At 46.9% G+C, this 25,208-nt stretch carries 23 protein-coding genes; 3 read left to right on the top strand and 20 right to left on the bottom strand.

Annotation, left to right across the window (positions count from 1 at the left end; genetic code table 11):
* Window positions 1-139: 139 nt before the first annotated feature.
* The 18 genes from N288_RS02090 to N288_RS02005 all read right to left on the bottom strand — a co-directional run bounded on the left by N288_RS02090 (window position 140) and on the right by N288_RS02005 (window position 20,109).
* The gene (locus tag N288_RS02090) at window positions 140-1,429 is read right to left on the bottom strand and encodes an ABC transporter substrate-binding protein (RefSeq protein ID WP_009792465.1); all 1,290 of its coding nucleotides are present in this window, start codon (window positions 1,427-1,429) and stop codon (window positions 140-142) included.
* Between the two features lie 167 nt (window positions 1,430-1,596).
* Window positions 1,597-3,342, bottom strand: a complete 1,746-nt coding sequence (locus N288_RS02085) for a cache domain-containing sensor histidine kinase (RefSeq protein ID WP_022543281.1) — start codon at window positions 3,340-3,342, stop codon at window positions 1,597-1,599.
* A gap of 13 nt (window positions 3,343-3,355) precedes the next feature.
* Window positions 3,356-4,888, bottom strand: coding sequence for a response regulator transcription factor (locus N288_RS02080; protein ID WP_022543280.1), 1,533 nt, complete (start codon window positions 4,886-4,888; stop codon window positions 3,356-3,358).
* A gap of 286 nt (window positions 4,889-5,174) precedes the next feature.
* The gene (locus N288_RS02075; RefSeq protein WP_009792468.1) at window positions 5,175-6,194 is read right to left on the bottom strand and encodes an NADP-dependent oxidoreductase; all 1,020 of its coding nucleotides are present in this window, start codon (window positions 6,192-6,194) and stop codon (window positions 5,175-5,177) included.
* Between the two features lie 185 nt (window positions 6,195-6,379).
* Window positions 6,380-6,580, bottom strand: a complete 201-nt coding sequence (locus N288_RS02070) for a hypothetical protein (protein ID WP_009792469.1) — start codon at window positions 6,578-6,580, stop codon at window positions 6,380-6,382.
* An 83-nt stretch (window positions 6,581-6,663) separates the two neighbouring features.
* A complete protein-coding gene (locus N288_RS02065; RefSeq protein ID WP_009792470.1) occupies window positions 6,664-7,206 on the bottom strand; it encodes a GNAT family N-acetyltransferase in 543 nt (180 codons plus the stop codon).
* Between the two features lie 18 nt (window positions 7,207-7,224).
* Window positions 7,225-7,497: a hypothetical protein gene (locus N288_RS02060; RefSeq protein WP_009792471.1), complete on the bottom strand. Its 273-nt coding sequence runs from the start codon at window positions 7,495-7,497 to the stop codon at window positions 7,225-7,227.
* Between the two features lie 362 nt (window positions 7,498-7,859).
* Window positions 7,860-8,906: an aldose epimerase family protein gene (locus tag N288_RS02055; protein ID WP_022543279.1), complete on the bottom strand. Its 1,047-nt coding sequence runs from the start codon at window positions 8,904-8,906 to the stop codon at window positions 7,860-7,862.
* A gap of 45 nt (window positions 8,907-8,951) precedes the next feature.
* Window positions 8,952-10,451: a UDP-glucose--hexose-1-phosphate uridylyltransferase gene (gene galT / locus N288_RS02050; protein WP_009792473.1), complete on the bottom strand. Its 1,500-nt coding sequence runs from the start codon at window positions 10,449-10,451 to the stop codon at window positions 8,952-8,954.
* Window positions 10,452-10,463: 12 nt separating this feature from the next.
* Window positions 10,464-11,453 (bottom strand): UDP-glucose 4-epimerase GalE, encoded by a 990-nt coding sequence (galE, locus tag N288_RS02045; protein WP_009792474.1) that lies wholly within the window; start codon window positions 11,451-11,453, stop codon window positions 10,464-10,466.
* The gene (locus tag N288_RS02040; protein WP_009792475.1) at window positions 11,450-12,640 is read right to left on the bottom strand and encodes a galactokinase; all 1,191 of its coding nucleotides are present in this window, start codon (window positions 12,638-12,640) and stop codon (window positions 11,450-11,452) included. Before N288_RS02040 ends, galE begins: the two co-directional genes overlap by 4 nt.
* Window positions 12,641-12,664: 24 nt before the next feature.
* Window positions 12,665-13,654: a LacI family DNA-binding transcriptional regulator gene (locus tag N288_RS02035; RefSeq protein ID WP_009792476.1), complete on the bottom strand. Its 990-nt coding sequence runs from the start codon at window positions 13,652-13,654 to the stop codon at window positions 12,665-12,667.
* Between the two features lie 216 nt (window positions 13,655-13,870).
* Window positions 13,871-14,194 carry a YrhK family protein gene (locus tag N288_RS02030; protein ID WP_410110750.1) on the bottom strand — a complete coding sequence of 108 codons (324 nt, stop codon included), beginning with the start codon at window positions 14,192-14,194 and terminating at the stop codon, window positions 13,871-13,873.
* 142 nt (window positions 14,195-14,336) lie between these two features.
* Window positions 14,337-14,675, bottom strand: coding sequence for a DnaJ family domain-containing protein (locus N288_RS02025; RefSeq protein ID WP_009792478.1), 339 nt, complete (start codon window positions 14,673-14,675; stop codon window positions 14,337-14,339).
* A 90-nt stretch (window positions 14,676-14,765) separates the two neighbouring features.
* A complete protein-coding gene (locus tag N288_RS02020; RefSeq protein ID WP_009792479.1) occupies window positions 14,766-15,254 on the bottom strand; it encodes a methylated-DNA--[protein]-cysteine S-methyltransferase in 489 nt (162 codons plus the stop codon).
* The gene (locus N288_RS02015; RefSeq protein ID WP_009792480.1) at window positions 15,247-16,146 is read right to left on the bottom strand and encodes a DNA-3-methyladenine glycosylase family protein; all 900 of its coding nucleotides are present in this window, start codon (window positions 16,144-16,146) and stop codon (window positions 15,247-15,249) included. The genes N288_RS02020 and N288_RS02015 overlap by 8 nt, the downstream gene beginning before the upstream one ends.
* Complete coding sequence (locus N288_RS02010) at window positions 16,143-16,682, bottom strand: bifunctional transcriptional activator/DNA repair enzyme AdaA (protein WP_035401891.1); 540 nt, start codon at window positions 16,680-16,682, stop codon at window positions 16,143-16,145. Before N288_RS02010 ends, N288_RS02015 begins: the two co-directional genes overlap by 4 nt.
* 229 nt (window positions 16,683-16,911) lie before the next feature.
* Complete coding sequence (locus N288_RS02005; protein ID WP_022543278.1) at window positions 16,912-20,109, bottom strand: DEAD/DEAH box helicase; 3,198 nt, start codon at window positions 20,107-20,109, stop codon at window positions 16,912-16,914.
* A gap of 232 nt (window positions 20,110-20,341) precedes the next feature.
* On the opposite strand from N288_RS02005, the gene N288_RS02000 reads away from it, so the two are divergent.
* Complete coding sequence (locus N288_RS02000) at window positions 20,342-20,740, top strand: MarR family winged helix-turn-helix transcriptional regulator (protein WP_022543277.1); 399 nt, start codon at window positions 20,342-20,344, stop codon at window positions 20,738-20,740.
* Window positions 20,737-21,936: an MFS transporter gene (locus tag N288_RS01995; protein WP_009792484.1), complete on the top strand. Its 1,200-nt coding sequence runs from the start codon at window positions 20,737-20,739 to the stop codon at window positions 21,934-21,936. The genes N288_RS02000 and N288_RS01995 overlap by 4 nt, the downstream gene beginning before the upstream one ends.
* Window positions 21,937-21,979: 43 nt before the next feature.
* Here N288_RS01995 and N288_RS01990 read toward each other — a convergent pair whose 3' ends face one another.
* Together N288_RS01990 and N288_RS01985 are read right to left on the bottom strand one after the other, a co-directional pair.
* Window positions 21,980-23,290: a DUF4179 domain-containing protein gene (locus tag N288_RS01990; RefSeq protein WP_009792485.1), complete on the bottom strand. Its 1,311-nt coding sequence runs from the start codon at window positions 23,288-23,290 to the stop codon at window positions 21,980-21,982.
* Window positions 23,280-23,801 carry a sigma-70 family RNA polymerase sigma factor gene (locus tag N288_RS01985; RefSeq protein ID WP_009792486.1) on the bottom strand — a complete coding sequence of 174 codons (522 nt, stop codon included), beginning with the start codon at window positions 23,799-23,801 and terminating at the stop codon, window positions 23,280-23,282. Before N288_RS01985 ends, N288_RS01990 begins: the two co-directional genes overlap by 11 nt.
* Window positions 23,802-23,983: 182 nt before the next feature.
* Here N288_RS01985 and N288_RS01980 point away from each other — a divergent pair, with 182 nt between their 5' ends.
* The gene (locus N288_RS01980; protein ID WP_009792487.1) at window positions 23,984-25,192 is read left to right on the top strand and encodes an MFS transporter; all 1,209 of its coding nucleotides are present in this window, start codon (window positions 23,984-23,986) and stop codon (window positions 25,190-25,192) included.
* Window positions 25,193-25,208: the final 16 nt, after the last annotated feature.

Here is a 25,208-nt window from a genome sequence, read left to right as displayed (position 1 = left end):
TTTTGCCGGCATCATATTCATCAGCTCCCAACCTTGTTCTAGTAGGAAAAAGCCCCGTTCATCCGCCTGATAATCAGTTAGCTCCATTAAACCGAAAGGAGTAGCCGGCGAATTCCCGAGGCTTAATTCTTATTTAATTTCATTGAATTTGCGCTTCTGCCTGTGCCTGTGCGTCTTCAAGTGCCTTATCCAAATCTTTGCCCTTCAGATAGTTCTGCATTTCAACTGCAAGGATATCTTCAATGGCATAGGTGTGCAATCCGTAGTTTACTTGAGGAATCTGCTCTGTCCATTTGGCAAAGTCAGAAATAACCTCCTGGCCGCCGAAGAAGTCATCGCCTGATTTATATGCCTCTCCTTCAGCAGCTGGTTTATAAGTGCCGATTGCCCCGATCTCGGTATTCAGAGTCTGATAAAACTCTGAATCAGAACCAAAGGTTTTTGCCAGGAATTCTGCAGCTTTCTCTTTTCCAGGGATGTTCAGCACGTACCATGAGCTGCCGCCGAGATTGGAAGCATTTACTGATCCGGAAACGCCGGACTGCTTCGGCTGTGCTGCTACTGTCCATTTGCCGGACTGGTCAGCTTCTGCTTTGATGGATGCAGTAATCCAGTTGCCCGAAGGAACAGTTGCCACATCTCCGCTGTTGAAGCCTGCCACGAACTGACTCCAGTCTGAAACCGGTTTAACAAGGTCTGCATCCAGGATTGCCTTGTACGTCTTGAAAGCTTCCTTCAATGCTTCATTGTCTGCCAAATCAGGTGATTTTCCATCTTCCTTCAGATACCAGGAGCCGCTGGACTGAATCATGGTGCGGATCAGCCCAAGATCTTTCGGGTCTTGAGTCAGCATATGTTTGCCTGTAGCTTCTTTAACCTTTTTACCGATTTCTATATATTTGTCCCAGTCAATGTTTTGGATATCTTCAGGCGTATAGCCTGCCTGCTCAAGGTAATCAGTTCTGAAATACAGCCCTGTGACACCTGTATCAAACGGGAGCCCGTAATTCTTGCCATCCAGGCTCGTCGGCGCGATCTTGTATTGTGCGAAATCATCTGCATTGAATGAATCTGTCAGTTCGTAGAACATATCAGGATATGCCTGCAGGAAGCTTTGCGCCCGATAGTCCTCGATCAGGACGATGTTCGGGAGACCCTTTGCCGTCCCTGAGCTCAGGCTTGTGTTTAGCTTTTGGATGATATCCGCCTGTGCATTCTCAACAATCTTTACGTCAAGCTCAGAATCCTCTTTCTGATAGGCTTCTTTTGCCAGTTCGAGAGCTTTGATGTTGAAGTTTGGATCCCATGCCCAAACTGTTATTTCATTTGTATCTTTTGATTCACCTGAAGCATCTTCAGTATCTGACCCTGAAGAACAGGCAGACAGCATCAATACCGCAATTAATAAAAAGGCCAGCAGCTTTTTCATTGATTCCCCTCCATCTATTTTTGTAAGCGTTATCTTTCTGTCTTTATCGTAGCATCTTAAAAGGAGGGAGTATTAGGAGGATTTTTTTTTACATTTGTAATATCTTTGTCTCATGAATGCGTTTTCACCGGTTGTTCTTTGGACTTTCTTTAGAAATTTGGACGATTTTAAGCTTGTGGGAGCGGTATGGTGAGCAGGATGGTTGTCCCGTCTCCCGCCTTACTGGAGATGGATACACCCGCATCGTCTCCATAAATGAGCTGCAGTCTATCATGCACATTTCTCACGCCAATGCCGGTGAAAAGCTGCTGCTTGCTTTTAGCAGGCATTTGCTTATCTTCCTCAATCTCCATTCCGTCACCATTATCCACTACCTCGCAAATCAGCCTGCTGTTCTCCTTCCAGATCAGTACATTGATATAGCCTCCATCCTTCCGATTGAACGCATGGAAAAAGGCATTTTCCATAAAAGGCTGAAGGATCAGATTTGGAATAGGCTCATTCAGGCAGTCCGGTGAAACAAAATAATTGGTCTTAATCCGGTCTCCATAACGCTTTTGATTAATAAAAGCATAATTTTTAAGATTATCGACCTCCTGCTTAACCGTCACGGTTTCACTCGGAGAGCCGATTGTGTTTTGAAGCAGTGATATCAGCGCCATGATGGTGTTTTCCGCCTCCTGCCTGCCGCCCTGCTGAACCATAAAACGGATTGATGTGAGCGTATTATATAAGAAGTGCGGATTGATCTGCTGCTGAAGGGCTGCCAGCTCGGCATTACGCTTTTCCTTCTGTGTCTGCATCAGTTCCTCGACATAATCATGCAGCTCGTCCAGCATACTGTTGAATGCATAGGCGATTTTCTTTGTTTCATAGGTCCCTCCCACAGTCACATACTGGACAAAGTCATGCTTCGCAGCCCCTGAGATTTGCCGTGCTAAAGTGGAAAGAGAATTTGTAAGCCGGCGTGAAGCAAAAAACACGATAAACAGGACGGCAATTACAATTAAAATGACAATTTGCGCGATATCGCTTTTATCAATCAAATCTCCGAACGCTACTTCCTTATCTATGACATTGAATAGATACAAATCAAAGGAAGGCAGATATTCCATGAGGATGATGTGATCCTTTCCCATGAATTTCCCCACTTTATAAGGCTCAGGTCCTTTCAATTCCTCCGTATAGCGGCGCAGATCAGTTGACGTCCGGCCAATCAGGTCCGGCCGGCTGCTGGAAAGTATCACACCCGAATTATTGGTAATGAAGACATGATTCCCAGGACTGGTATAACTGGCATAAAACTTTTTGAATTCTTTTTCCTGGATGGCAAAATACATCTCACCATAATCCCTCCCCGAAATCGGCTCCCTGATGGCTCTCGTGGCGACGATGAAATTCCTGTCATCCGACTCAATATCCTTCCCCGGCCTATAGTCATACTGATACAAAAGCCTCTTGGGATTCCGGAGGGTGTTTTTCCGGATGGCACTCCTTCTAAGCTCCTCATCGGTTATGGGCCAATAAGGACGGTCGGTCGCATAGTCTATTCCATTCTTGCCTGTCACGACAATGCCAATTTCATAGGCGTCAAGATAGGATTTGATCCTGTTCATCTGCTGGTACATATTAAAATATGAAACCATCTGCTCATATTCTGTTTCTTCATCTGTCAGTATCCGTTTGACAGTCCCATTTTGCAGAACATTATTGGAAGCTGTCACGATAGAGTAATGGAAGGATTCAAAGCTGTCCTTCACCTGATTCATTACCTTTGAGTTGGTTATGCTGAACCTGTCGATAAAAAACTGCTCTGACATCCTGACGATTGTGACAGTCAGCACAGCGGCAACCGATATAATAATAAACACTGTGAAAAGGAACTGCTTCATAAATAATCCGTTAAGTCTCATAGTCGCTCATCTCTTATCTTGTAAAATATTTTCGTTTATACTGGCTTGGCGACAGCCCCGTCCTTTTCTTGAACACCCTGCAGAAATAGCTGTGATCTGAAAATCCGACCAGCCCGCTGATTTCCGATATCGTGGCCTCCCCCTCCAGCAATAGCTTAGAGGCCTCCTCAATCCTGATTTTGTTCAGCTGCTCAATAAAGCTTCCCTCGTTATGGGCCGAAAAGTAGCTGGATAAATAGGACGGATTAAAATGAAAGTGCCTGGCTGCTTCTGTCAGGGTAATAGGCTCGGTATAGTGTTCTTTCATGTATTCAATAATTTTTTTTATGGTAATCCCGTTTTGGTTGTCAGCAGGAATCAGTAATTCATCCACCTCTTTTATAAAACGTGCCAGAACATCAAGTGCCTCTGAGGCAGTCCCTGCATCTTCAACAGCCTTAAAGTATTCATATTTTTTCTTTTGGATCGCATCCGCTTCAACAGTCATATTTCCCAGAATGACCGTAATATTAAAAATCGCATTCCCTAAAAATGCTTTAAATTCAAAAGGCGCAATAGAACTGTCCTTCGCCAGGGAAGAGGTATGCTCACTCAGATAGGCCAGTGCAGAATGAACATTTCCGTTCTTGAATTCCTCTGTAAACCGTTCCAGGCTGAACTCATTCCTCTCTGAAGAAGCTGCAGGCAGATCTTCTTCCTTTAAGACCCCTTTTTCAGGAAAATAAAAGGAATAGGGAAGCAGATTCAGTATGCTGTCCTTCCACACAGCACCGAGATCGGATAAGCCTTCAAATTTACGGCTGAGCGCCACTGCAGCCGTATCTGCACGTGCAGCAGCTTCCTCAATCACAAGGAAAAGCGGGGCTTCCTCTTCTTTTTCTATATTGATCAATATCCCTGCAATGCTTTCGTCTGTAAAAAAGGGAATTGCAGCGGCTTTAGGCGCCTTTTGACTGATCCCTGCTTTAACTTGATGGACAAGCTCTGCGGCAGTACTTGCTGCACGTTTTGCCTCAATGCCAAGAAGATAAAAAGTTCCAAAGGGAAAACTTTCTTCTATAGCTGACTGGTCCATAACCGCTTCATAGCCTGCAGCCAGCTTTTCTATCACTGATTCTATTGAATGGCTGCTGTTTCCCTCGGTTTGCAGGAGGGAGGGAATCTTGCTGGCAGCTGCCTGGAGTACTTTCAGCAGCCCTTCCGCATCAAGCTTCGGTTTTAATATATAGTCAACCGCCCCGTTCTGGAAAGCTGCTCTGACATAGTCGAACTCCCCATAGCTGCTCAATACAACAATCTTTATATCAGGATAACGTTCAGTCACAATCCTTGTGAGTTCTTCTCCATCCATGATTGGCATGACAATGTCTGTCAGAATGATATGCGGCCTCAACGCCTCAATCATGTCCAGTGCCTCCTGCCCATTCGATGCCTCTCCCGCAATCCTGAATCCAGCCTGCTCATAATCCATATAATGCTTAATTCCCTGCCTGATTAAAACCTCATCATCTACAATCAGCACTCTGCACAGCTCTTCCTTTGGCATAATTGACCCCTCCATGCAGGAATTTGTGTTTTTCTTTATTATAAATCACTGCCGTAAACGTTTTCATAATTAAATACAGGAAAATTCCGATGTAAGATAGCGATAGATTATCTAAATGAATATGATTCTACCAAATTTTTTAATATTTCTACATAAAAACTGAATGATTCTACATAAATTTTGCTTTTTTCTACATAAAAATCACTTGATTCAACAAATAATACATTTTATGGTAAAAACAAGAAAACGCCAGCCCCTCTGGACCAGCGCTTCCCTTCATTCATTTTTATTTATCTTCTGCAACCTTCACCAGCTGCTTGCCCATATTTTTTCCTTCAAATAGTCCAAGGAAGGCATCAAGGATATTATCAAATCCTTCAGTTACTGTTTCTTCGTATTTGAGCTTTCCTTCGCTGACCCATTTGCCGAGGTCGGCAGCTGCTTCTTTGTAGCGGCTGGCGTAATCCCCGACTGTGAAGCCTTTCATGAGCGCGCTCGTTTTGATCAGCTGGCCCTGGACGCGCGGACCTGTATCTTCACCCTGCTTGTTATAAGCTGAGATAGCTCCGCATACCGGCACCCTGCCAAATTTGTTCAAAAGGCTGATGGCTGCATCGCCAATTTCTCCGCCGACATTTTCAAAATAAACATCAATGCCGTCCGGACAGGCCTTTTCCAAAGCCTCGCGGATATCGCCAGCTGTTTTGTAATTGATGGCTTCATCGAATCCAAGCTCATCCTTCAGATAAGAAATCTTCTCATCAGACCCTGCAATCCCGACTACCCGGGCACCCTTGATCTTAGCAATCTGGCCGACTGCGGATCCTACTGCTCCTGCCGCACCTGAAACAACGACGGTTTCATTTTCCTTCGGCTGCCCGATATCAAGAAGCCCAAAATAGGCAGTCAAACCTGGCATTCCCAGGATCCCAAGGTGAGTTGAGACCGGTGCAACCTGAGGATCAATTTTGCGGACAGCCTTTTCTGAGGCAACGGAATATTCCTGCCAAGGCAGCATTCCGACAATATAATCACCTTCATTAAATGCAGCCGATTTGGACTTTACAACCTTGGCCACCCCTCCGCCGTGAAGCGCCTCATCGAGCTTAAATGGCTCTACATACGATTTTGCGTCAGACATCCGCCCGCGCATATAAGGATCCACAGACAGGTAGACCGTCTGAAGAAGAACCTCTCCTTCCTTCGGCTCCTCGACCTTAACATCGGCAAAACGGAAATCATCCTTCACAGGTGTCCCTTTCGGACGTGAAGCAAGCTGAATTTGCTGCTGAGTATTCGGTAGCATGGTTATCCTCCTCTTAAATGATAATTGCACTTTACCATATTGATGAATGGTGATTCAATCTTGAAGGGTCAGCTTCCGCACATCCCGACGAAATACCCAGCGTTCCTCCCGCCGTGCCAGGCACCGCAAAAAGACACCTACCCGCTATTTGTCCACAGACGGTGCCTGGCACTGGCAGCATTCTTCTAGAAAATGGTCCCCTTAAATTTTTCCGGCTTTGTAACATAGCTCTCAATTATGTAACCGCAGCCCGTGCAGATGATATGCTCAACGGGTGATCCAAAGCTCATCCTATTGTCGGGTATGATTGTCCCATATCCGTGCTGACTGCCTTTGCCCAATTCCTTCCCTTCGCATTTTGGGCATTCCCCCGCTATTTTTTTCATCGGAATTCCTCCCCTTTTTAGCACTCCTTTGTATTAAATACGAAAACATTCCGCTAATCTTGATTGCTACCTTAAATGAAACTTCACAGCAGTTCATCCGTCCGCGGCCGCCAAATCATATGATGGGAACCCTTTCCCCAATAATTCTCTATTACAACCGCAGGCTGTCCGAACTTCATCTTCCAAATTTCCTGGGCCCTTTTGTACCCGCTGTCCATACAGAATTCTTCAATTTCCCTTTCGCAAAAAACAGGGTAAAGGCTGCTCAGCAGCTTGCTGCCGACACCCTCTCCCTGAACATCAGGATGAACAAAGACGGTGCCAACTTCAAATAAATGGCTGTACTCCTGATTGGTGTTCTCCAGAATCAGCCTGCTGGCCGGCCCAAATTCAACAGTCCCGATTATCTTCTCGCCTGCCTGCGCAAGCAAAAAATACCGGGCCTCTCCCCGGCTTGATAGATCCTGCAGCAGGTACTCTTTTTTCACTTCAATCTCTTTCTCCATATCCTCTAAAAGTCCGCCGATGCCTTCCTTGATAAACGTATCGGTTATGACCATATTAAAAAAATCATTTAGTTCAGCTGTATCTTCATAAACGGGTCTTCTAATCTTTATGTTTTTCATCTTTTTGATTACCCCTATCTAATAATAAAAGGCCGCTGCACCGAGTCCAAGGCAAACTGCTGCTGCTATGAATAAAGCAGCTGAAGCCCCCCGGCTTGCCTTAAGCTTTATCCCCCAAGCACCGAAGAATACCGCAGCCGCAATTTTCGAAGTTCCTTGAAAAAATGCGCCACCATCTGCAAAAACAGAACTGCTGAATAGAATCGATAAAAACAGAGATCCTGTGATCAAAATCTTGAACCACAGCGGTTCTCTTAAGAATAGACCCGCAAACAGCTTTATCTTTTTCATTGGTCATAACCCCCTTCCAAGATAGGAAACATTGGTTTAAAAAAGGATTGCATCAGAGAGAATCTTTAAGAGCCTTTGGAGTTTCTATGTTTTATAGAAAATTATCCAGCGGAATATCTGTCTCTATATTACGAATGAAATTCAATTAAGTTGCGTTCTAACCAGCAAAATTTTCAGAAAACTCTTTCGGTAACCAGTTATCCCGTTACCCCTCAATGCAGAACAGATTTCTATAAGAATGCTTTGCTTTAGCTTCCATAAGAAAACTCAGGTACACCGATTCATCAAACCTTGGGATTCCCCGCACTAAAAGAAAAGCCTGCACAGATATACTGTACAGGCTTAGCCTATGGCGCTCTTTACTATTCTTGTGAAAACTTAAAAGCAGTAACCGACCGGAAGCTTTCCCCTGCTTTCAAAATACATGATGGAAATTCCGGGTGATGCACCGCATCCGGCAGCCCCTGGGTCTCCAGGCAAACGCCCAAATGATTGGCGGCTGTTACACCGCGTATGGAGAATGACCCCTCCAGTGTATTGCTTGTATAAAGGACAACGGCAGGCTGGTCTGTTTCTACAACAAGGCGCCGGCCGCTTTCTGCGTCATATAAGCTGATTTCTTCATTCTCATTTTCAGCGAGCAGGAATGGATGGTCATAGCCGCTGCCGACCCGTATATTCTGCGGATTATCCGAAGTGTTCCCATCCTTGAGTTTTCGGCCTTCTGTAAAATCAAATACCGTTCCATTGACAGGCACGAGCTTGCCGGTCGGAATGAGTGCTTCGTCCAGTTCCGCAAACCGGTCACTTTTAAGCGTCAATTCATGATCAAGGATTTCCCTTTTCAAATCTCCGCTCAGATTAAAATACGAATGATTCGTTACATTGACGATCGTATCTTCATCACTGGTTCCTTCATAGCTGATCTCCAGTTCGTTCCGGTCATTCAATGTGTAAGTAACCTTCATCTCAAGGTTTCCTGGATAGCCTTCTTCGCCATCCTTGCTGACGTACCGGAAAATGACGCTTGCTGAATCCGGGCCTTCTGTGACTTCTGCCTCCCACAGCTTTTTATCAAAACCTTCCACTCCGCCGTGAAGATTATTTCCGCCATTATTTTTGGCAAGCTTATAGGTTTTCCCGTTCAGCTCGAATTCCCCTCCGGCAATCCTCCCGGCATGGCGCCCGCAAACTGCTCCAAAGTAAGGGGAATGCTGCTGGTATTCTTCCAGAGTATCAAAGCCCAGGACCACATTTTCCATCCGCCCATCCCGGTCCGGCACAAGGATTTTCGTGATGATACACCCATAATCGAGGCAGGAAACCTCCATTCCCTGCCTATTCACCAGTGTAAAGATGGAAACTGTCCGTCCATCCAGCTCTGCAAACTTCTCTCTAACTGCCTTCATTTGCAAGACTCCCATTCTTTTAAAAAATGTAATTCATTGCTCCAATCAATCAAGTCCCGCCAGGAGATCAGCAAACCTGCGGAATGCCGCCAGGCCGTATTCAGTCTGCTTGAACACGCCTGCATCCTCAAGAACCCTTACAAACTTATACCCGATTTCTTTCCGTATAATAGATCCGGCTGTTTTGCCGGTTAGCTCAGCCGCATATTTCTCTTTCATTTCAGCAGCCCATGGCAGATGGTAATCCTTTACCTCTGATGGCTGATCCAGCAGGAATTTTTCTATCTCACTGATTTCCTTTTCTAGACGCGCAGGCAGAACGGCCAGCCCCATCACTTCAATCAGGCCGATGTTTTCCTTTTTGATATGATGGACATCGGCATGCGGATGAAAAATGCCGAGCGGATGCTCAGTGCTCGTGCGGTTGTTCCTGAGGACAAGATCCAATTCATAGAGTCCATCCCGCATTCTTGCAATCGGTGTGATAGTGTTATGCCTCGTCTCTCCTGTAAATGCCTCAATTTCAGCTTCTGCATCACTGTATTGAACCCATGCTTCAAGGATCATCTCTGCTGCATCTGCAAGCTCTTCCTGTTTTTTGCCTTTCAGGCGGATAACAGACAGCGGCCATCTCAGCATACTGGCGCTTATATCGGGGAAACGGCTCAGCTGGAACGAGCCTATTTCATCTGCACCTGCCATAGCAAACTCATAGCTGCCGCCCTGATAGTGATCATGGCTGAGTATGGATCCGCCGACAATCGGCAGATCCGCATTGGAGCCAACGAAATAATGCGGGAACTTCCCTGTAAACTCGAGCAGTCTCGCAAAAGTGCTGCGGTCGATTTTCATATCACGGTGCTCCCCGCAAAGGACGATGCAGTGCTCGTTGTAATATACATAAGGAGAGTACTGCAGGAACCACGGTTCATCAGACAGCTCCAGGTCGATGATCCGGTGGTTGGAGCGCGCCGGATGCCCCGGACGCCCTGCATATCCTTCATTTTCTGCACATAGCAGGCACTTCGGATAATTGGAGGAGACCACTTTCATCTCCCGTTCGCGTGCTATCTGCTGAGGGTCCTTCTCCGGCTTGGACAAATTGATCGTGATGTCCAGTTCGCCATAATCGGTGGCGATTTTATAATTGATATTCTTTGCAATGCTTTTGGTCTGGATATAGTTGCTGTTCCGGCTGAGATCGTAAAAATACCTGGTGGCCTTAGCAGGGCTTTCCTCATATTTGTCATAGAACTCTTTATTGACAGAAGAAGGCTTTGGAACAAGCACATCCATGATCTTGCTTGAGAGAATGTCTTTATCACTTTCAAGGCCGGCTATCCTGCCTTCAGCAGCCGCAAATCCGACAAGGTCTTCCAACACATCAGGAATGGCCTTTTCCACCGCTTCGGCATGTTCCGGATACTCGACTAGCCCAAGCAAAGACATGATCTGATTTCGTGCATATATCCTGTCGCGCTCCTCAATCATGCCTAAGGCAGCAGCCTTATTGACCAGCGTCTCTATGCTCGCATATACTTCCATTCCGAGCCCTCCTTAATCGTTATAGCCGTGCGGATGCGCCTGATGCCAGCTCCACGCATCTTCAATGATCTGCTTGATGCTTGTTCTCTGCGGATTCCATCCAAGAACTGTTTTTGCTTTTTCTGATGAAGCGATGAGGGTGCTTGGGTCCCCGCTTCTTCTTGGAACGACTTTAGCCGGAATCTCATGCCCGGTCACCTCTCTGACCGCTTCGATCATTTCCTTAACAGAAAAGCCCTGCCCGCTTCCGAGATTAATGATCTCGCTTTTTCCGCCATTCTGCAGGTATTGCAGGGCAAGCAGATGGGCGCCGATCAGATCCTCGACATGAATATAGTCGCGGATGCAGGTTCCATCTTCTGTATCATAATCATCGCCGAAGATTGAAATATGCTCCCGCTGGCCGAGGGCCACCTGAAGAATGATCGGGATCAGATGGGTCTCAGGCTGATGGTCTTCCCCGATCTCACCTGTGGGTCTTGCTCCCGCCACATTGAAATAACGGAGTGATACATATTTCAAATCATGGGCCGCTTCACACCATTTCATGATTTTTTCCATCGTCAGCTTGGTTTCGCCATAGGCATTCGTAGGATTGGCAGACATCTCTTCCGTGATCGGCATTGTTTTCTGCTCTCCATAGGTGGCTGCGGTTGAAGAGAACACAATATTCTTTACATCGAACTCGTTCATCACTTCGAGCAGCACCTGAGTACCGTAGACATTATTGTTGAAGTATTTCAGCGGATTCTCCATAGATTCGCCCACAAGAGAGTTGGCCGCAAAATGGAGGACGCCGTCAATGCTTTCCTTTTCAAACACACTGCGCAGAAACTCCTTGTCGCGGATGTCCCCCTGATAAAACTTCGCATCCGGGTGAACCGCTTCCCTGTGGCCTGTCTCAAGGCTGTCAACAACTACCGCTTCATAATTCTGGTCGATCAGCTGATAAACAGCATGTGAACCAATATATCCTGCACCGCCAAGAACTAAAATACTCATCCCTGCACCTCCAAAATGATTTCCTTGGTTCCATCCCCGACACTTGCTGCGTAGAAATCTGCAGCATAGCCGATTCTTTTCATATATTTTTTGCCTACCTCTTTAATGAAAGAAGCAGCTTTGTCTTTCTCAACAATGGCAATCGCACATCCGCCAAACCCCGCACCGGTCATACGGGCCCCAAGCGTGCCTTCCTGCTGCCAGGCGGCTTCCACCAGAGCATCGAGCTCTTTTCCGGTTACTTCATAATCATTTTTCAGCGACTGATGCGACTCATTCATCAGCTTTCCGAAGTCTTCAAGGCGCCCTTCCTGCAAAGCCTTGAAAGCTTTTAGCGTCCGCTGGTTTTCACAGACGGCATGCTTCGCCCTTTTTTCCAGGACTTTATCCCCGATCAGCTGCTTATGCTGTTCAAATTCATCCTCTGATAATTCACCAAGTGATGAAATGGAAAGCTTAGACTGAAGCTTAGCAAGCGCTGCTTCACACTCGCTCCGCCGTTCATTATACTTTGAATCTGCCAGCTCCCTGCGCTTATTCGTATTCATGACCATGATCTGATAATCTTCCAGATTGATAGGGGCATATTCATACTTCAAAGTATTACAGTCAAGCAGGATGGCGCTTCCAGCCTGGCCCATGCCAATGGCAAACTGATCCATGATGCCGCTGTTGACGCCAATGAATTCGTTCTCGACTTTTTTCCCAAGCTTTACAAGTTCAATCCTTCCGATATTAAAACCAAATAGCTCATTAACAGTTACTCCGATCAGCATTTCAAGTGAAGCAGATGAAGAAAGCCCGGCGCCGTTCGGGATATTCCCGTACACGTATAAATCGATCCCGACTGGCAGCTTCCAGCCGGCTTCTTCTATATAAGCAATCATACCTTTCGGAAAATTCGCCCAGCCATGTTCTTTTTTATACTCCAGTTCACCCAACGAAAATTCGACGATGCCTGCATCAGGGAAATTCTTTGAATATACCCGGACAATCCTGTCGTTCCGCTTCTTAACCGCTCCATATGTCCCAAGCGTAATGGCACAGGGGAATACATGGCCGCCATTATAGTCAGTGTGCTCCCCGATCAGATTGATCCTCCCTGGAGAAAAGAAAAGCCTGGCATCCCCTACCATAGAGTCAGTATATATGGTTTGAAAGTCATTAATCATTGTTTGAAGTTCCATATCGTCATCTCCTGCTTCACAAAGTTAGAAACTGCTGCTCCGGGCAATCAGTTCAGTCGCAAGAAACACCTTCTTTGCGATCTTCCTGCCCTGATTTCTTTCCAAGAATAAGTCGACGGCCACCTCGCCCATCGGCTCTGTATGCACCTTCAAGGTGGTCAGCGCCGGGAATATATATTTGGATACACTGATATCATTGATCCCGATCACATTGACACGCTCCGGAACCTGGATGCCGGCTTCGTGGAGGGCCCTCAGGCAGCCGATGGCAATCAGATCATTGCCTGCAAATACCGCGGTCGGGAGACTCTCCCCTTTATCCTCTATCATCTTGTTCATCAGCGTATAGCCGCTGTCCACCGTAAAGCTTCCGATATAGATATTACCTTCATCCAGAAGCCCGCGGCTTGCCATATAATTTCTGTAGGCTCTTTCACGTGCATCTTCAATTCCGCCCGATTCGTCTTTAAAAACCTCTTGTCCGCCGATATAGCCAATGGTTTGATGGCCTTTACCTGTTAAATAATTCAGTATTTTCACTGCCGCTTTTTCAAAATCTACGACAACAGAGTCATACCGGTCTTCATCCGGACTGTAGTCTGCAAAAATAACAGCGTCCGTAATTTCCCCCAAAGCATCAGCCTGCGCCCTGCTGAACTTTCCGACAGCTATAATGCCCTGAAGGCTTTCACTTCTGGCTTTTTCCAGGTCATCATAAAAATAGTTGGCATACTGGATGCCGAGCTGCTGGCAGCGCTGCTCAATGCCATAGCGGATCGACATATAATACAGATCTTCCAGCTCTTCTTTCTCTGTATACCAGTGAACGACTGCAATTTTTAATGCGGCATCCTTTTTGACAGGTTTTTTCTTATAATCAAGCTCTTCCGCGGCTTCAAAAATCTTTTTGCGGGTATCATCTGTCACTGACAGGGAAGCATCATAATTGAGCACCCTGGAAACAGTGGCAATCGATACCCCTGCTTTTTCTGCTATTTTCTTGATTGTCGCCATACTCAGCCTCCTTCCGTACAAACGAATAAATCGCTTACATTTATTTTATTACTTTTAGTAAATAAATCAATATTTTTACTAAAATATTTACAAAGTTTTAATTTTTATTTCGTACGCATTCACGCTGACTTCTCCGAACAGTTTTAAAATTTACTAATGGAGTTTATTTAGACAATAAAAAAGAGAGATAGCTGCCTGCCTCTCCCAATTTCTCTCCTATTCATCATCATCCCGTTCCTTCCATCTCCCTTTACCGCTGCCCGGCTTAATACTCCTGATATGCAAGTCCTTCAATATATTCAAAACTGCCCTGGCAATCATGAGGACACTGCCAGCGAGAAAAAATGATATGGCTATTCTTTGGTCCACATCTGTCAGGTACAGGCTGCTGCCGATAAGATATAAGACACCAAGAAAGAAATCATTCAGCCAGGAAAGCACCTTATACCTTTTCTCAACGATCATCTTATATTTCCCAATCTGGATATGCACATCCTCATCAAATTCATGTACCTTTTTTTCAATCTGCAATGGTATCACCCTCCAATTGGGGTTTTCCCTTTTTCACTGCAAGGATTCGTGTTATTTACTGGAAAACAAAACCGAAGGAGTGATAGCGTGTGCACAAATTTTTCTCTTTTTACAAAATAAAAAGCCGCCCGCAAGCAGCTGTTAAAGTCCCCTATACCTGCCATATCCTCTTTGCCTGTTCCAGGTCATGGAAACGGATAATGTTTTTCTGCATCGGCGGGGGGCATGCCATATTGTATTTCCTGATCTTTTCGTTAATAGCAGCAGCATCCTGCTCTGAGTGGCATGCATGGACCATTTCGGAGATTTCTTTCTGGAGCTTGAGCCAAGGCGGCAAATAACCCGCATCCTTGGCGATTTTCTGAAAACGCTGGTAGGTATCCTGCTCCAAATACTCTTTAGGCAGCGGCTTTCCTTTACCGCTGAAGTTATCTTTTTCACCTGCATTTTCAAGAATATCGCCAATTAAATCGTTGTATTTCCTGTCCATGGAAGGCCTCCCATCATAGCGTTTCCCTATTATATTACCATTATTTTCAAAATATTAACATAAGGTGCAAGGCTGCCGGACAGCTTTTTCTCAGCTCTTTTTGCTGAAATGCTTCCGCTCATGCTCCAAAAGCCACTCTTTCCTCCATATCCCACCGGCATAGCCGGTCATCGTCCCATTTGTGCCAATGATCCGGTGGCAGGGGAGCACAATGCTCAGCTTATTTCTTCCATTTGCTGTCCCTACTGCCCTTACCGCCTTTTCGTTTTCAATCAGGGAGGCAATATCCTTGTAGGTGCCCGTGCTGGCATATGGAATGGAAGTCAAAGCATTCCAGACACGCTGCTGAAAATTAGTCCCCTCCATCATGTATGGGAAGGAAAATTCCCGGCGTTCCCCTTTAAAATACTCATCAAGCTGCTGCCAGCATTCTTTAATGGCATCAGGATGCCCTTTTTCCAAAGGGTATTCTGCTTTTTCACGATCAGTAAATAAAATTGAGACAACAGCCTGGTCATTGCCGGCAATTTCAATGGTTCCGATTGGCGATTCATAATCAGCCCGGTATATTTTATTCATATAAAGACCTCCAAAAATAAAAGACTGCATAAGCCTGCCAGCCAGCCCACCGGCTTGCGGCTTTTTCAACTTCTTCAATGGATGGTTTTCTGTCTAAGCCCATCTGCAGCTTTAAGGCGTTCTGAAACCCCGCGTCCCCAATGGGAAAAGCGGCAGGGTCCAGCAGACATTTCATCCTAACATAATCTGCGGTCCATGCTCCGACTCCTTTAAGAGACATCAGCACATCCCTTGCCCCCGGCTGGCCTAACAGATCATCCTTTTTCAGCTTTTTTTCTGCCATCAGCTTTGCAATTCCAATAATGTATTCTGCTTTCCGGCCTGTAAACTGCAGCTGCTTCAGCTCTTCCGGTTCAAGGGCAGCAATCATCCCTGGTTCAGGAAATAACCAAAAGCACCTGCCCTCATAAGAAAAGCATGTCCCATACTTTTCGGTGAATGCCTTTTTCAGCTTATAGGCGAAGGTGAGATTGATCTGCTGGCCGATGACCGCCCAGACAAGCGCCTCAAATAAATCCGGGATTCCTATGATCCGCAGCCCAGCATAACGTTCTGCCAGGCCCTTCAGGAGCGGGTCTCCAGCGGCCATCCTTCCAAATCCACTTGCATCACGCTTTAAATCAAGCCACTCTTCAATAAAGGCTGCTGCCTGCTTTCTTCCATTATCAGATGGAGCCCCAAGCAGAAAGCTCGCATGAAGATGGGTTTCTGTCGAGCTTATCTTCAGAAGGATCACTTCCCCATCAGTGATAATCCCTTTAAAAACTGCAGAACCTTCAACATAGTGAAGAATCTCATAGCTGGATCTGTCCAGAAAGACGAGGGCTTCTCTAAAGTGAAAATGTGCAGGCAGCTCCAGCTCCATTGAAGATTGATCATCCTTCCACTTCATTCCTGAGGCACCTGCTTTCGTTTCCGGTATTCACTCGGGGTGCATCCATTCAACCTCCGGAAGCTTTTATAAAAACTCGAAGGACTGTGAAAGCCTGCTTCCAAGCATATCTCCAAATTCGTCAGCCTGGAGTGAGCCAGCAGATGGGCAGCTTTATCCACCCGAACCTTTTCCAGGTATTCCCGCGGTGTTTCAGAAGTTTCCTCCTTAAATAACCGCTCCAGATAAAATGCGCTCACTCCGGCATCCTCAGCAATATCCTGCAGCGTCACTTTTTCCCCGTAATGATTGATCAGAAAAGCAACGACCTTCCGGACCAGCCCGACTTGAGGGGAATGCTCCACTTCCGGCTGGCATCTTTTGCAGGCCCGATAGCCTTTCTGCTCCGCCTCCGCCTTACTAAAATAGAATTCTACATTGATCTTTTTCGGCTTCCTTGACCGGCAGGATGGCCTGCAATAGATTTTGGTTGTTTTCACTGCTGTAAAAAAGAGTCCGTCATACTTCCGGTCACAGGCAAGGATTTTCTCCCACATTTCTTCAAATGACAAAGAAACTTTCTCCAAACCTCTCCCCTCCTGTCTTCAGCTTTGTACTGCCATTTTACAGGATAAGGCTCCCGGTTTCGTCTTCAATCTTGCTATTATGGTCCAGGTTCTGCAAATCCCGGAGCCATTTCTCAGGCCAGCCAATTAAACAGCAGCCAGATTTCTATTAGCAGACTGTGTCCTGTCCTCAAGGTCTATTTCGCTATTTTAAAGAGTATCAAACATTCAAAATCTCCCGGATATCATCCTCTGTGAGCATTCCCTGACTTTTTCCGCCAGGTTCGATGACCTCTTCAATGAGATTCCGTTTCTTATCCTGCAATTCGTTCATCTTTTCCTCAATGGTGCCGCGGGCCAGCAGCTTGATCACCTGCACATTATGCCTTTGGCCCATTCTGTAGGCACGGTCTGCAGCCTGGTTCTCGACTGCAGGATTCCACCAGAGATCATAAAGGATGACCGTATCGGCGCCGGTCAGATTCAGGCCGGTTCCGCCCGCCTTCAGGGAAATCAGGAAAAAGTCATGCTCACCGCTGTTAAAGCGCCCGCACAGCTTGACCCTCTCCTCTGAGGGCGTCTGGCCATCCAGGTAGAAGAAGCCGATGCCCTGCCTGGCCAATTCTCTTCCAATCATATCGAGCATCTTTGTGAATTGGGAAAAAATCAGCACCCGCCTGCCTGACAGACGTGATTCTTTAATGATCTGCAGCAGCTGCTCATATTTCGCCGAGCTTCCTTTGTACCCGTCCACGAAAAGGGCCGGATGGCAGCAGATCTGCCTCAGCCTGGTGAGTCCGGCAAGGATCCTGATCTTGTTTTTTCGGAGCGTATCTTTGTCCAGATGCTTAAGTGTGTCATGACGGAGCTTGGCCAAATAGGCGGCATACAGCTTTTTCTGATCTGGCAGCAGCTCGGCCGACTCTAGATATTCCGTTTTTTCCGGAAGCTCCGAAAGCACATCCGATTTTAATCTTCTAAGCAGGAACAGGCTGGTCCTCCTGCTGATTGTTTTCCTGTCAAGAAAGCTGAACTCGCGGAGCCCCTGGAAGAGCTCCGGGAAGATTACATGGAAAATCGACCATAGTTCCTCCAGTGAATTTTCAATCGGTGTCCCTGTAAGCGCGAACCGGTTTCCAGCCTGGAGCCGCTTAACCGTCCTCGCCGTTTGGGTGACAGGATTTTTAAACGCCTGTGCCTCGTCAAAAAAGACTGTGCTGAAAGGCTGTTTCTCATAGCTGCTGATGTCCTTGCGGAGCAGCGGGTATGACACAATCAGGACATCCAGGTCTCCTGCTTCTGCGAGCATCTTCTCCCTTTCAGATTTGCTGCCGTCCATCACTATGCTCTTGATCTCCGGTGCAAATCTCTCAAATTCACTCTGCCAGTTATAGGTCAGGGAGGATGGGCATACGATGAGGGCAGGCTGCTGCAGCCTCCGGATTGCCGGAAGCTCGGACAGGATATAGGCGATAGCCTGGAGCGTCTTTCCCAGTCCCATATCATCTGCAAGGATGCCGCCGAAACCATAGCCCGCCAATGTTTTCAGCCATTGATAGCCTTGTTTTTGATAGTCGCGCAGTACATGCTCAAGGCTTTCAGGTACGGCAAATTGGCGGCTGCCAGGGGTCCGGACCTCCTTAATAAAGTTCCGGAAAGAATCTTCAAAGCTGAATACCTCCCCTTCCTCCAGTGATCCCATAAGGCGGAGCCCTGGGACCATGGGGACGTTCAGCCCCTCTTCCAGATCCTCATCCTGGGCAGGAATCTCATTCAAAAACCGTCTGATTTCATCAAACTCTCTGGATTCAAGGGAGAGCAGCGCCCCGTCCCGCAGCCGGTAATATTTCCTTTTTTCCTCAAGCGAAGCCAAAAGGCCGCGAACTTCATGCTCAGGGATCCCGTCCATAGCAAATTTGAATTCCAGCCAATTGGTCCGTTCTTTTTTCACTTTAACGGAAATGCGCGGATGAATGCTTTCCCTGAAGATGCGGTTCCTGATCGCAGTTGTCGCATAGACCTTGACCATCGTCTGAAGCTTTGGAAGCTGCCGGTACAGGAATTCATATTCCAGCTCTTCATTCTGGAGATAGTAGCCGCTGTCGGTTCTGGCAAAGCTGCTTTCCTCCATCACTTCCAGGATGCTTCTTTCCTTCTCTTCATCTCTGATCAGAAGTAAATCTGTATGGAATTCCTTCTCCTCAAGCGGATTAAAGACGACATTATCATACTGAAATTCAAGGCTTGCAAGGAGCCTGTTTTTCAGGCGGTCCAAGTAGAGTTTGGCTGTCAGCGGCGACTGGATGAGCTGGGTATTGATCCCGCCTGGAAGATGCACTTCTCCCAGCTTTTTCAATCCTGGTACGACCTTTTCCAGCAGAAAGCCGACCTGTTCTTTTTGTATGGGAATCCGGTCTGTCCCTGAAGCCGAGAGCATTCCCTTCAGGTCCGCCAGGCGCTTGCAGTCCTCATTTTCCAGCTGATAGATCATCCCCCGGTACAAAACAGACTGATATGCCTGCAGAATTAAGATTTTGTCCATGCCTTTCATCACAAGCCGGCCGCCTTTATCTTCGTTCAATTCAAAACGGAACGACAGTGGCAGCGGCTCCACCGGCAAGCTGATGCCTTCGTATACCTGCCCTTTATTTTTGAGCTGAACCATCGGGGCAGCTGTGAGAAGGGAAAGGAGCCGCCTCCAGGAGGTAGGCGGGATCAGCAGGATAGACGGTTCAGCTTCTAAAGTCTGTCCTTCTTTATGGGCCTGCTCATCCTCAATGATCCGCATCAGCTCCTGGAGCACAGCATCATCCTCTTTCCGAAAATAATGCCCGGCAGGTTCGTATGTAAAGAAGGGGGAAACTGCACTCGAGCTTCTTTCTTTTACATCCATAAGGAATTTTCTGATGTCCCTGACCGGATGCAGGTCTATGCTGGCTTCTATTCCCAGCATGGTGCTTCCATCCGCAAGAGATACCGGCATGCAGGAAAAGGAGGCTTCTGCCGGCTGTCTGTCTTCGAAGTGAAGCTGTTCCCCGCTTGAGCGGGAATGCTCTTTTTCAAAAATCGTCAGCAGACTTTCCGCCAGCGACTCATGCCCCGCTCTCTCCACATCCGCCAACGGGACTGTGCCCTTTTTCTGATGGTCAAGAATGGCCAGCAGGACGGCGGCAATATGCTGGCAGTCTGTTTTAACCGAAGCAAGTCTCGGACAGCTGCAGTCCGCATGATAGCCGCCTTTCCCATCCCCCTGGATGATGACATGGAAATCCTCGGCAGCCATCACATCTGCCTCGCAATATTCCGGCTCATACAGGCTGAACACTACTTTTTTGGAACGGTAGAAAGAATCCCCTTTCCTAAAAGAAACCAGCCCGCACGCCTCTTTTATTTTTTTGCTGTCCAATTGAATGTTCAACTATATCCCCTCGTCCGTTTTTGATAATAAAATTTTATCATAGAGAAAGGGAAAACCCCATGTCTCTTTCCTGCCGCCCCGCCTTAGAATTGTAAAAAAAAGCCTGTTCCCTGGACAGAGGCAGACATTTTCTGTTATATTATTATAGTTACTCACGGTAACTATTATTATTGATAACTATATAGAGGTGTTTGCTATCAAAACGTTTCAGAAATTTTTTCATCAGCTATTGATGCTCTACCGCCCGTTTGAAAATAAGCTTAACCAGCTTCTTGCACAGCATCAGCTTCAGAGGGCGCAATGGACGATTTTATATTATATCGCTAATTTCGGTTCAGCCACTCTTGTGGAGCTCTCCCACTATCAGGGTGTCGAAAAACCGACCGTCACACGGACTATCACCAGACTGGAGGAGCTCGGCTTTGTAGAGCAGGTGCCAAGCAAAGACCGACGTGAAAAAAGGATGCAGCTCACAGGGCTCGGCCATAAAGTCTACAGTGAAGTGCGGCTGACCATTGATGAATTTGAGCAGAGAATCCTTAAAGGTTTTACAGAAGAAGAACAGCTCGAAGCCATTTGCATCATGGAAGGCATCCGCAGCAACTTAATGGAACAGGGGGAAGCACATTGAACAGCTCAGAAGCAAAACTTTGGACGAAGGACTTCATCGTTGTATCCTCCATCAACTTTTTTTTAACACTTGTCTTTTACTTGCTGATGGTCACCATCTCTGTCTATGCCGTCAATGAATATGATGCATCGACAAGCCAGGCCGGACTTGTAACAGGGATCTTTATTATCGGGACGCTCATCGGGAGGCTGTTCATCGGGCGCTATATCGATCTGGTCGGCCGCAAAAGAATGCTGTTCATCGGACTGATTTTCTTTACGCTGACGACTCTTTTATATTTTGTCCACGCCGGGGTTGCCTTTCTTCTTGCCAACCGTTTCGTTCACGGAATTACGCTTGGCATGGCCAGCACCGCTACAGGCACAATCGTTGCGCAGATCATTCCGGCAGCCCGGAAAGGCGAAGGGATTGGCTACTATAGCATGAGCGCGACACTGGCGACAGCCGTCGGACCATTTATCGGGATTTATATGAGCCAGCATACAAGCTTTGAAATGATATTCTGCTTTTGTCTGGCATTGGGAATTATCAGTCTTGTGACTGCCTTTCTTGTCACTGTCCCGCCTGTCACAGGCTCTCCGAAGAGCGCAGAAGCAAAAGGCTTCAGGGTTTCGGACTTTGTGGAACCAAAAGCGCTGCCGATTGCGGTCATCACCCTGGCAATCGCATTTTGTTATTCCAGCGTCCTTTCTTTCATCAATTTCTATGCGATGGAGCTTGATCTTGTGGACGCTGCAAGCTTCTTCTTTATCATCTATGCAGTCGCCGTCCTGCTGTCCCGTCCGTTTACAGGGCGCCTGATGGACCTGAAGGGCGCCAACTATATCATGTATCCGGCATTCATCCTGTTCGCAGCCGGTATGATTCTGTTAAGCACAGCAGGGTCAAGCTTTGTCCTGCTCCTATCAGGTGTCCTGATCGGCCTTGGCTTCGGGAATATGCAGTCAAGCACACAGGCGATCGCCGTCAAGCTGACGGCTCCGCACAGGCTGGGGCTGGCCACATCAACTTTCTTTATTTTCCTTGATGCCGGCCTTGGATTCGGCCCTTACCTGCTTGGACTCGTCATTCCCATAACAGGCTACAGCAGCCTGTATATCATGATGGCTGCACTGATCCTGTTGTCGGCTGTGCTGTATTATTTCCTGCATGGCAGGAAGGATCATGCTTTACGGTCAGCTGCTGATGCAGTGTAATTAGAAAAGGGGTATCCTTCAGATGTGAGGATACCCCTTTTTCCTATTTTAATTTTATTTCTGCATTCCCATTGATGGATGCAGGGTAGTCAAGAAGCTCGAGAAGGATATCTTGCTCACTGGCTTCTTCCTTTGGATACGGAACATAATAGGTGATCTCCTTATCGACTGGCGAACCGCCTGCCCCAAAAGACAGCCCCTCTCCAATAGTCCGGCCTTCCAGATCGGCTGCATGCATGAAAATCATTGTATCTAGGAAACTGAAAGGTGCTTCCAGGTTAAGACGGAGCTCGTCTTTGAAAACACTTGCTGATTTCAGCTTTCCATCCTTCGGCGCCTTTATGATTTTATTATCTGAGGGGTTCACCCGGACAATGAGTTCATCCTTATCCAGGGCACGGATGCTGTTGAAGCGCAGATACAATTCTTTCGGATCTGCAAAATAGCTGCTTTCTAAATAAATGACTGTTTCGTTGTCATTCACTTTTTCATCTTTTACATGATTGGCCTTCCACTTGCCCCCATTTTCATCAGCGATATGGAGATCGTTAAACCCAAAGATTTTTTTCGTATTATCCGGATCAAATACAATTCTCACCGCTGTTTGTGATGGATAGATGCTGACATCCTTTACAGTCATCTTCTGCCCTTCAACCGTTACTGTTTTATTCAGGCTGTACACCTTTTTCTCAGCCAGCTTCTCTTTATCCAGTGCAAACGGCAGAACGACCGATTCAGACTGGCGGCTGTCATTCACTGTGACCCCCATTGAAAGGCTCAATTCATCAGGAAGATCTGCCGCATCATCCAGCTGAAAACGGATTTCATGCAAATCTTCTCTGTCCGCAGTCCAAAAAGTCCCATGATTCGCTTGGTATGGCAGCTTATTTCCTTCCCGGTCAAGCAGGGTTATATCTGTCGTGTAAACATCTGCAGTTTTATTTTCTGCCTCATAGCTGTAAAAAAGAATCAATGCCTGTTCATCGTAAATCGCAGAGTCCAGGGTTGCCTTTATGCCATTTTGTTCAGCAGACGCTCCGATTTTTTGTATATATTCATTTTCAGCTGCTGCCATCAGACCTCTGTCGCCGCTGACAAGCTCCATAACTTTCTCAAGGCCTGGCATTTTAGAGAAATACTCAGCCATCGTGCTGCCTCCTTTAACAGAAAACAGCAAAATGAGAGCGGCGGCCCCTGCAGTAAAAAGAGAGGCATATCTTTTCCTTTTCCTGCCTGCCGCTTTAGCCTGCCTGATTCCAGCCATGATGGCCTGGTCTGCCAGCTCATTCGAAACCATCAAACGGTCGAGTTCTTTCCTTGAACGGTCCAGCTCTCTCTCTTCATTACTGAACATTGGCTTCACCTCTTTCACCCAGCTGCTCACGAAGAGCCTTGAGCCCTTTATACAGCCATGTTTTAATGGTACTTTCCGGACTTTCCAGCAGGTTCGCGATTTCTTTTATTTTCATATCATGATAATACTTCAGGATAATAACTTCCCGGCACTTTGAATCTATTTTTTCCAATGCTTCCTCAATTTCAAGCGCTTGGCTGTAATTGTATGTTTCTGCCAATGACTCTGTAAGATCCAAAGGTGCTGCTCTTTTCTTCTTTCTGCTTTGATCATGGCAGTAGTTAAGCATGATCCGGATCAGCCATGTGGAGAAATAATCTGCCTTCTTAAGGCTGCGGATTGACCGGTATGCCCTGAATGTGACCTCCTGCAGGGCTTCAAGCGCCTCCTCCTCGTTTCTTAAATAAGAATAGGCAATTTTGAGCAGCTGCACTTTGTGCGCTTGCATCAGCTCATAAAAAGCTTCATCATCCCCTTTCCTGGCTTTCTTAATGAACTTTGCTGTATCCAAGGAGATACCCCCTTTTTTTATTTCTATCTGTTAGACAGGGCACAAGCGCAAAAAGACTTCCATTTCTAATTTTTTCTTTATTTTTGTATAAAGCAAGAAGTTTTTGTAAACCCATTCATTAAATTTCAATTCTGTAGTATCTTTAGAGAAACGAAATAATTCAGAAACGTGAGGCTGCAGATATGTGGAGAAATAAGAATGTGTGGATTTTACTGACAGGGGAGTTCATTGCAGGGCTCGGCCTGTGGCTCGGAATTATCGGAAACCTTGAATTTATGCAGGAAAAAGTGCCGTCAGATTTCTTGAAATCTTTAATACTTGCAGCAGGCCTGCTTGCCGGCCTTGCAGTCGGTCCTGCAGCCGGCAGGATTACAGATCAGGCAAGCAAGAAAACCGTCATGCTTGTTTCCGGCTTCGCCCGCTCTGTGAGCGTTGTATTTATGCTGATCGCCATCCACACCGGCTCAGTCTGGTGGATGGTCGTCTTCCTCGTCTGCCTGCAGATTTCGGCTGCCTTCTATTTCCCTGCCCTCCAGGCAGCCATCCCGATGGTAGTCGGCGAGAAAGATCTCTTGCAGCTGAACGGCGTGTACATGAATGTATCCACTCTTTCACGAGTACTTGGAACGGCCGTTGCCGGGGTATTCCTGGTCATCATGTCTTTATCCATGCTGTATCTCCTGTCCCTCGCTGCCTATCTGGGCTTATTCATTCTCACATGCTTCCTGAGCTTTGATGAGAAAAAGGAGCTGGAGAAGCAGGAAGATGCCAAACAGAAGCCTGCAGGATTTTCAGAGGTCTTCCCTGTCATCAAGGGGCTTCCGATTGTATTCATGACACTCGTGCTGACGCTTGTCCCGCTGTTATTTCTTGGCGGATTTAACCTGATGGTCATCAATATCAGCGAGCTTCAGGACAGCTCGGCCATTAAAGGGTGGATTTATACTGCTGAGGGAGTCGCCTTCATGCTTGGCGCCTTTGCGGTGAAAAAGATCAGCGGCAAAAGCTCGCCATACAGCATCCTGTTTTTCTTTTCCTTTATCATCGGCTTATCGCAGCTGATCCTTTATTTTGCTGATATACCTGTTCTGTCTGTCCTGGCATTCCTGATCTTCGGTTTTGCGGTCGGCTGCTTCTTCCCGACTGCCGCCACCATCTTCCAGACACGGGTGCCAAAAGATTTCCATGGCCGCTTTTTCTCTTTCCGGAACATGCTCGACCGCCTGGTCTTCCAGATCGTCCTCCTTATGACAGGCTTCCTGCTTGATGCGGTCGGCCTGCAGTATATGAGCGTCATCTTCGGGGCCTTGTCCCTGGTCATGACCTGTGCCTTTTACCTGAGGTTCAAGAGCCTGAAAAACGGGATGGAGCTGGCTGAGAAAGCCGGATAATAGAAGACGGCACCTG

It is taken from the genome of Bacillus infantis NRRL B-14911 (assembly GCF_000473245.1).
Classification (GTDB): domain Bacteria; phylum Bacillota; class Bacilli; order Bacillales; family Cytobacillaceae; genus Bacillus_AB; species Bacillus_AB infantis.
Note: the sequence above shows the minus strand (reverse complement) of the source record. Positions and strands in the feature narration are given on the sequence as shown.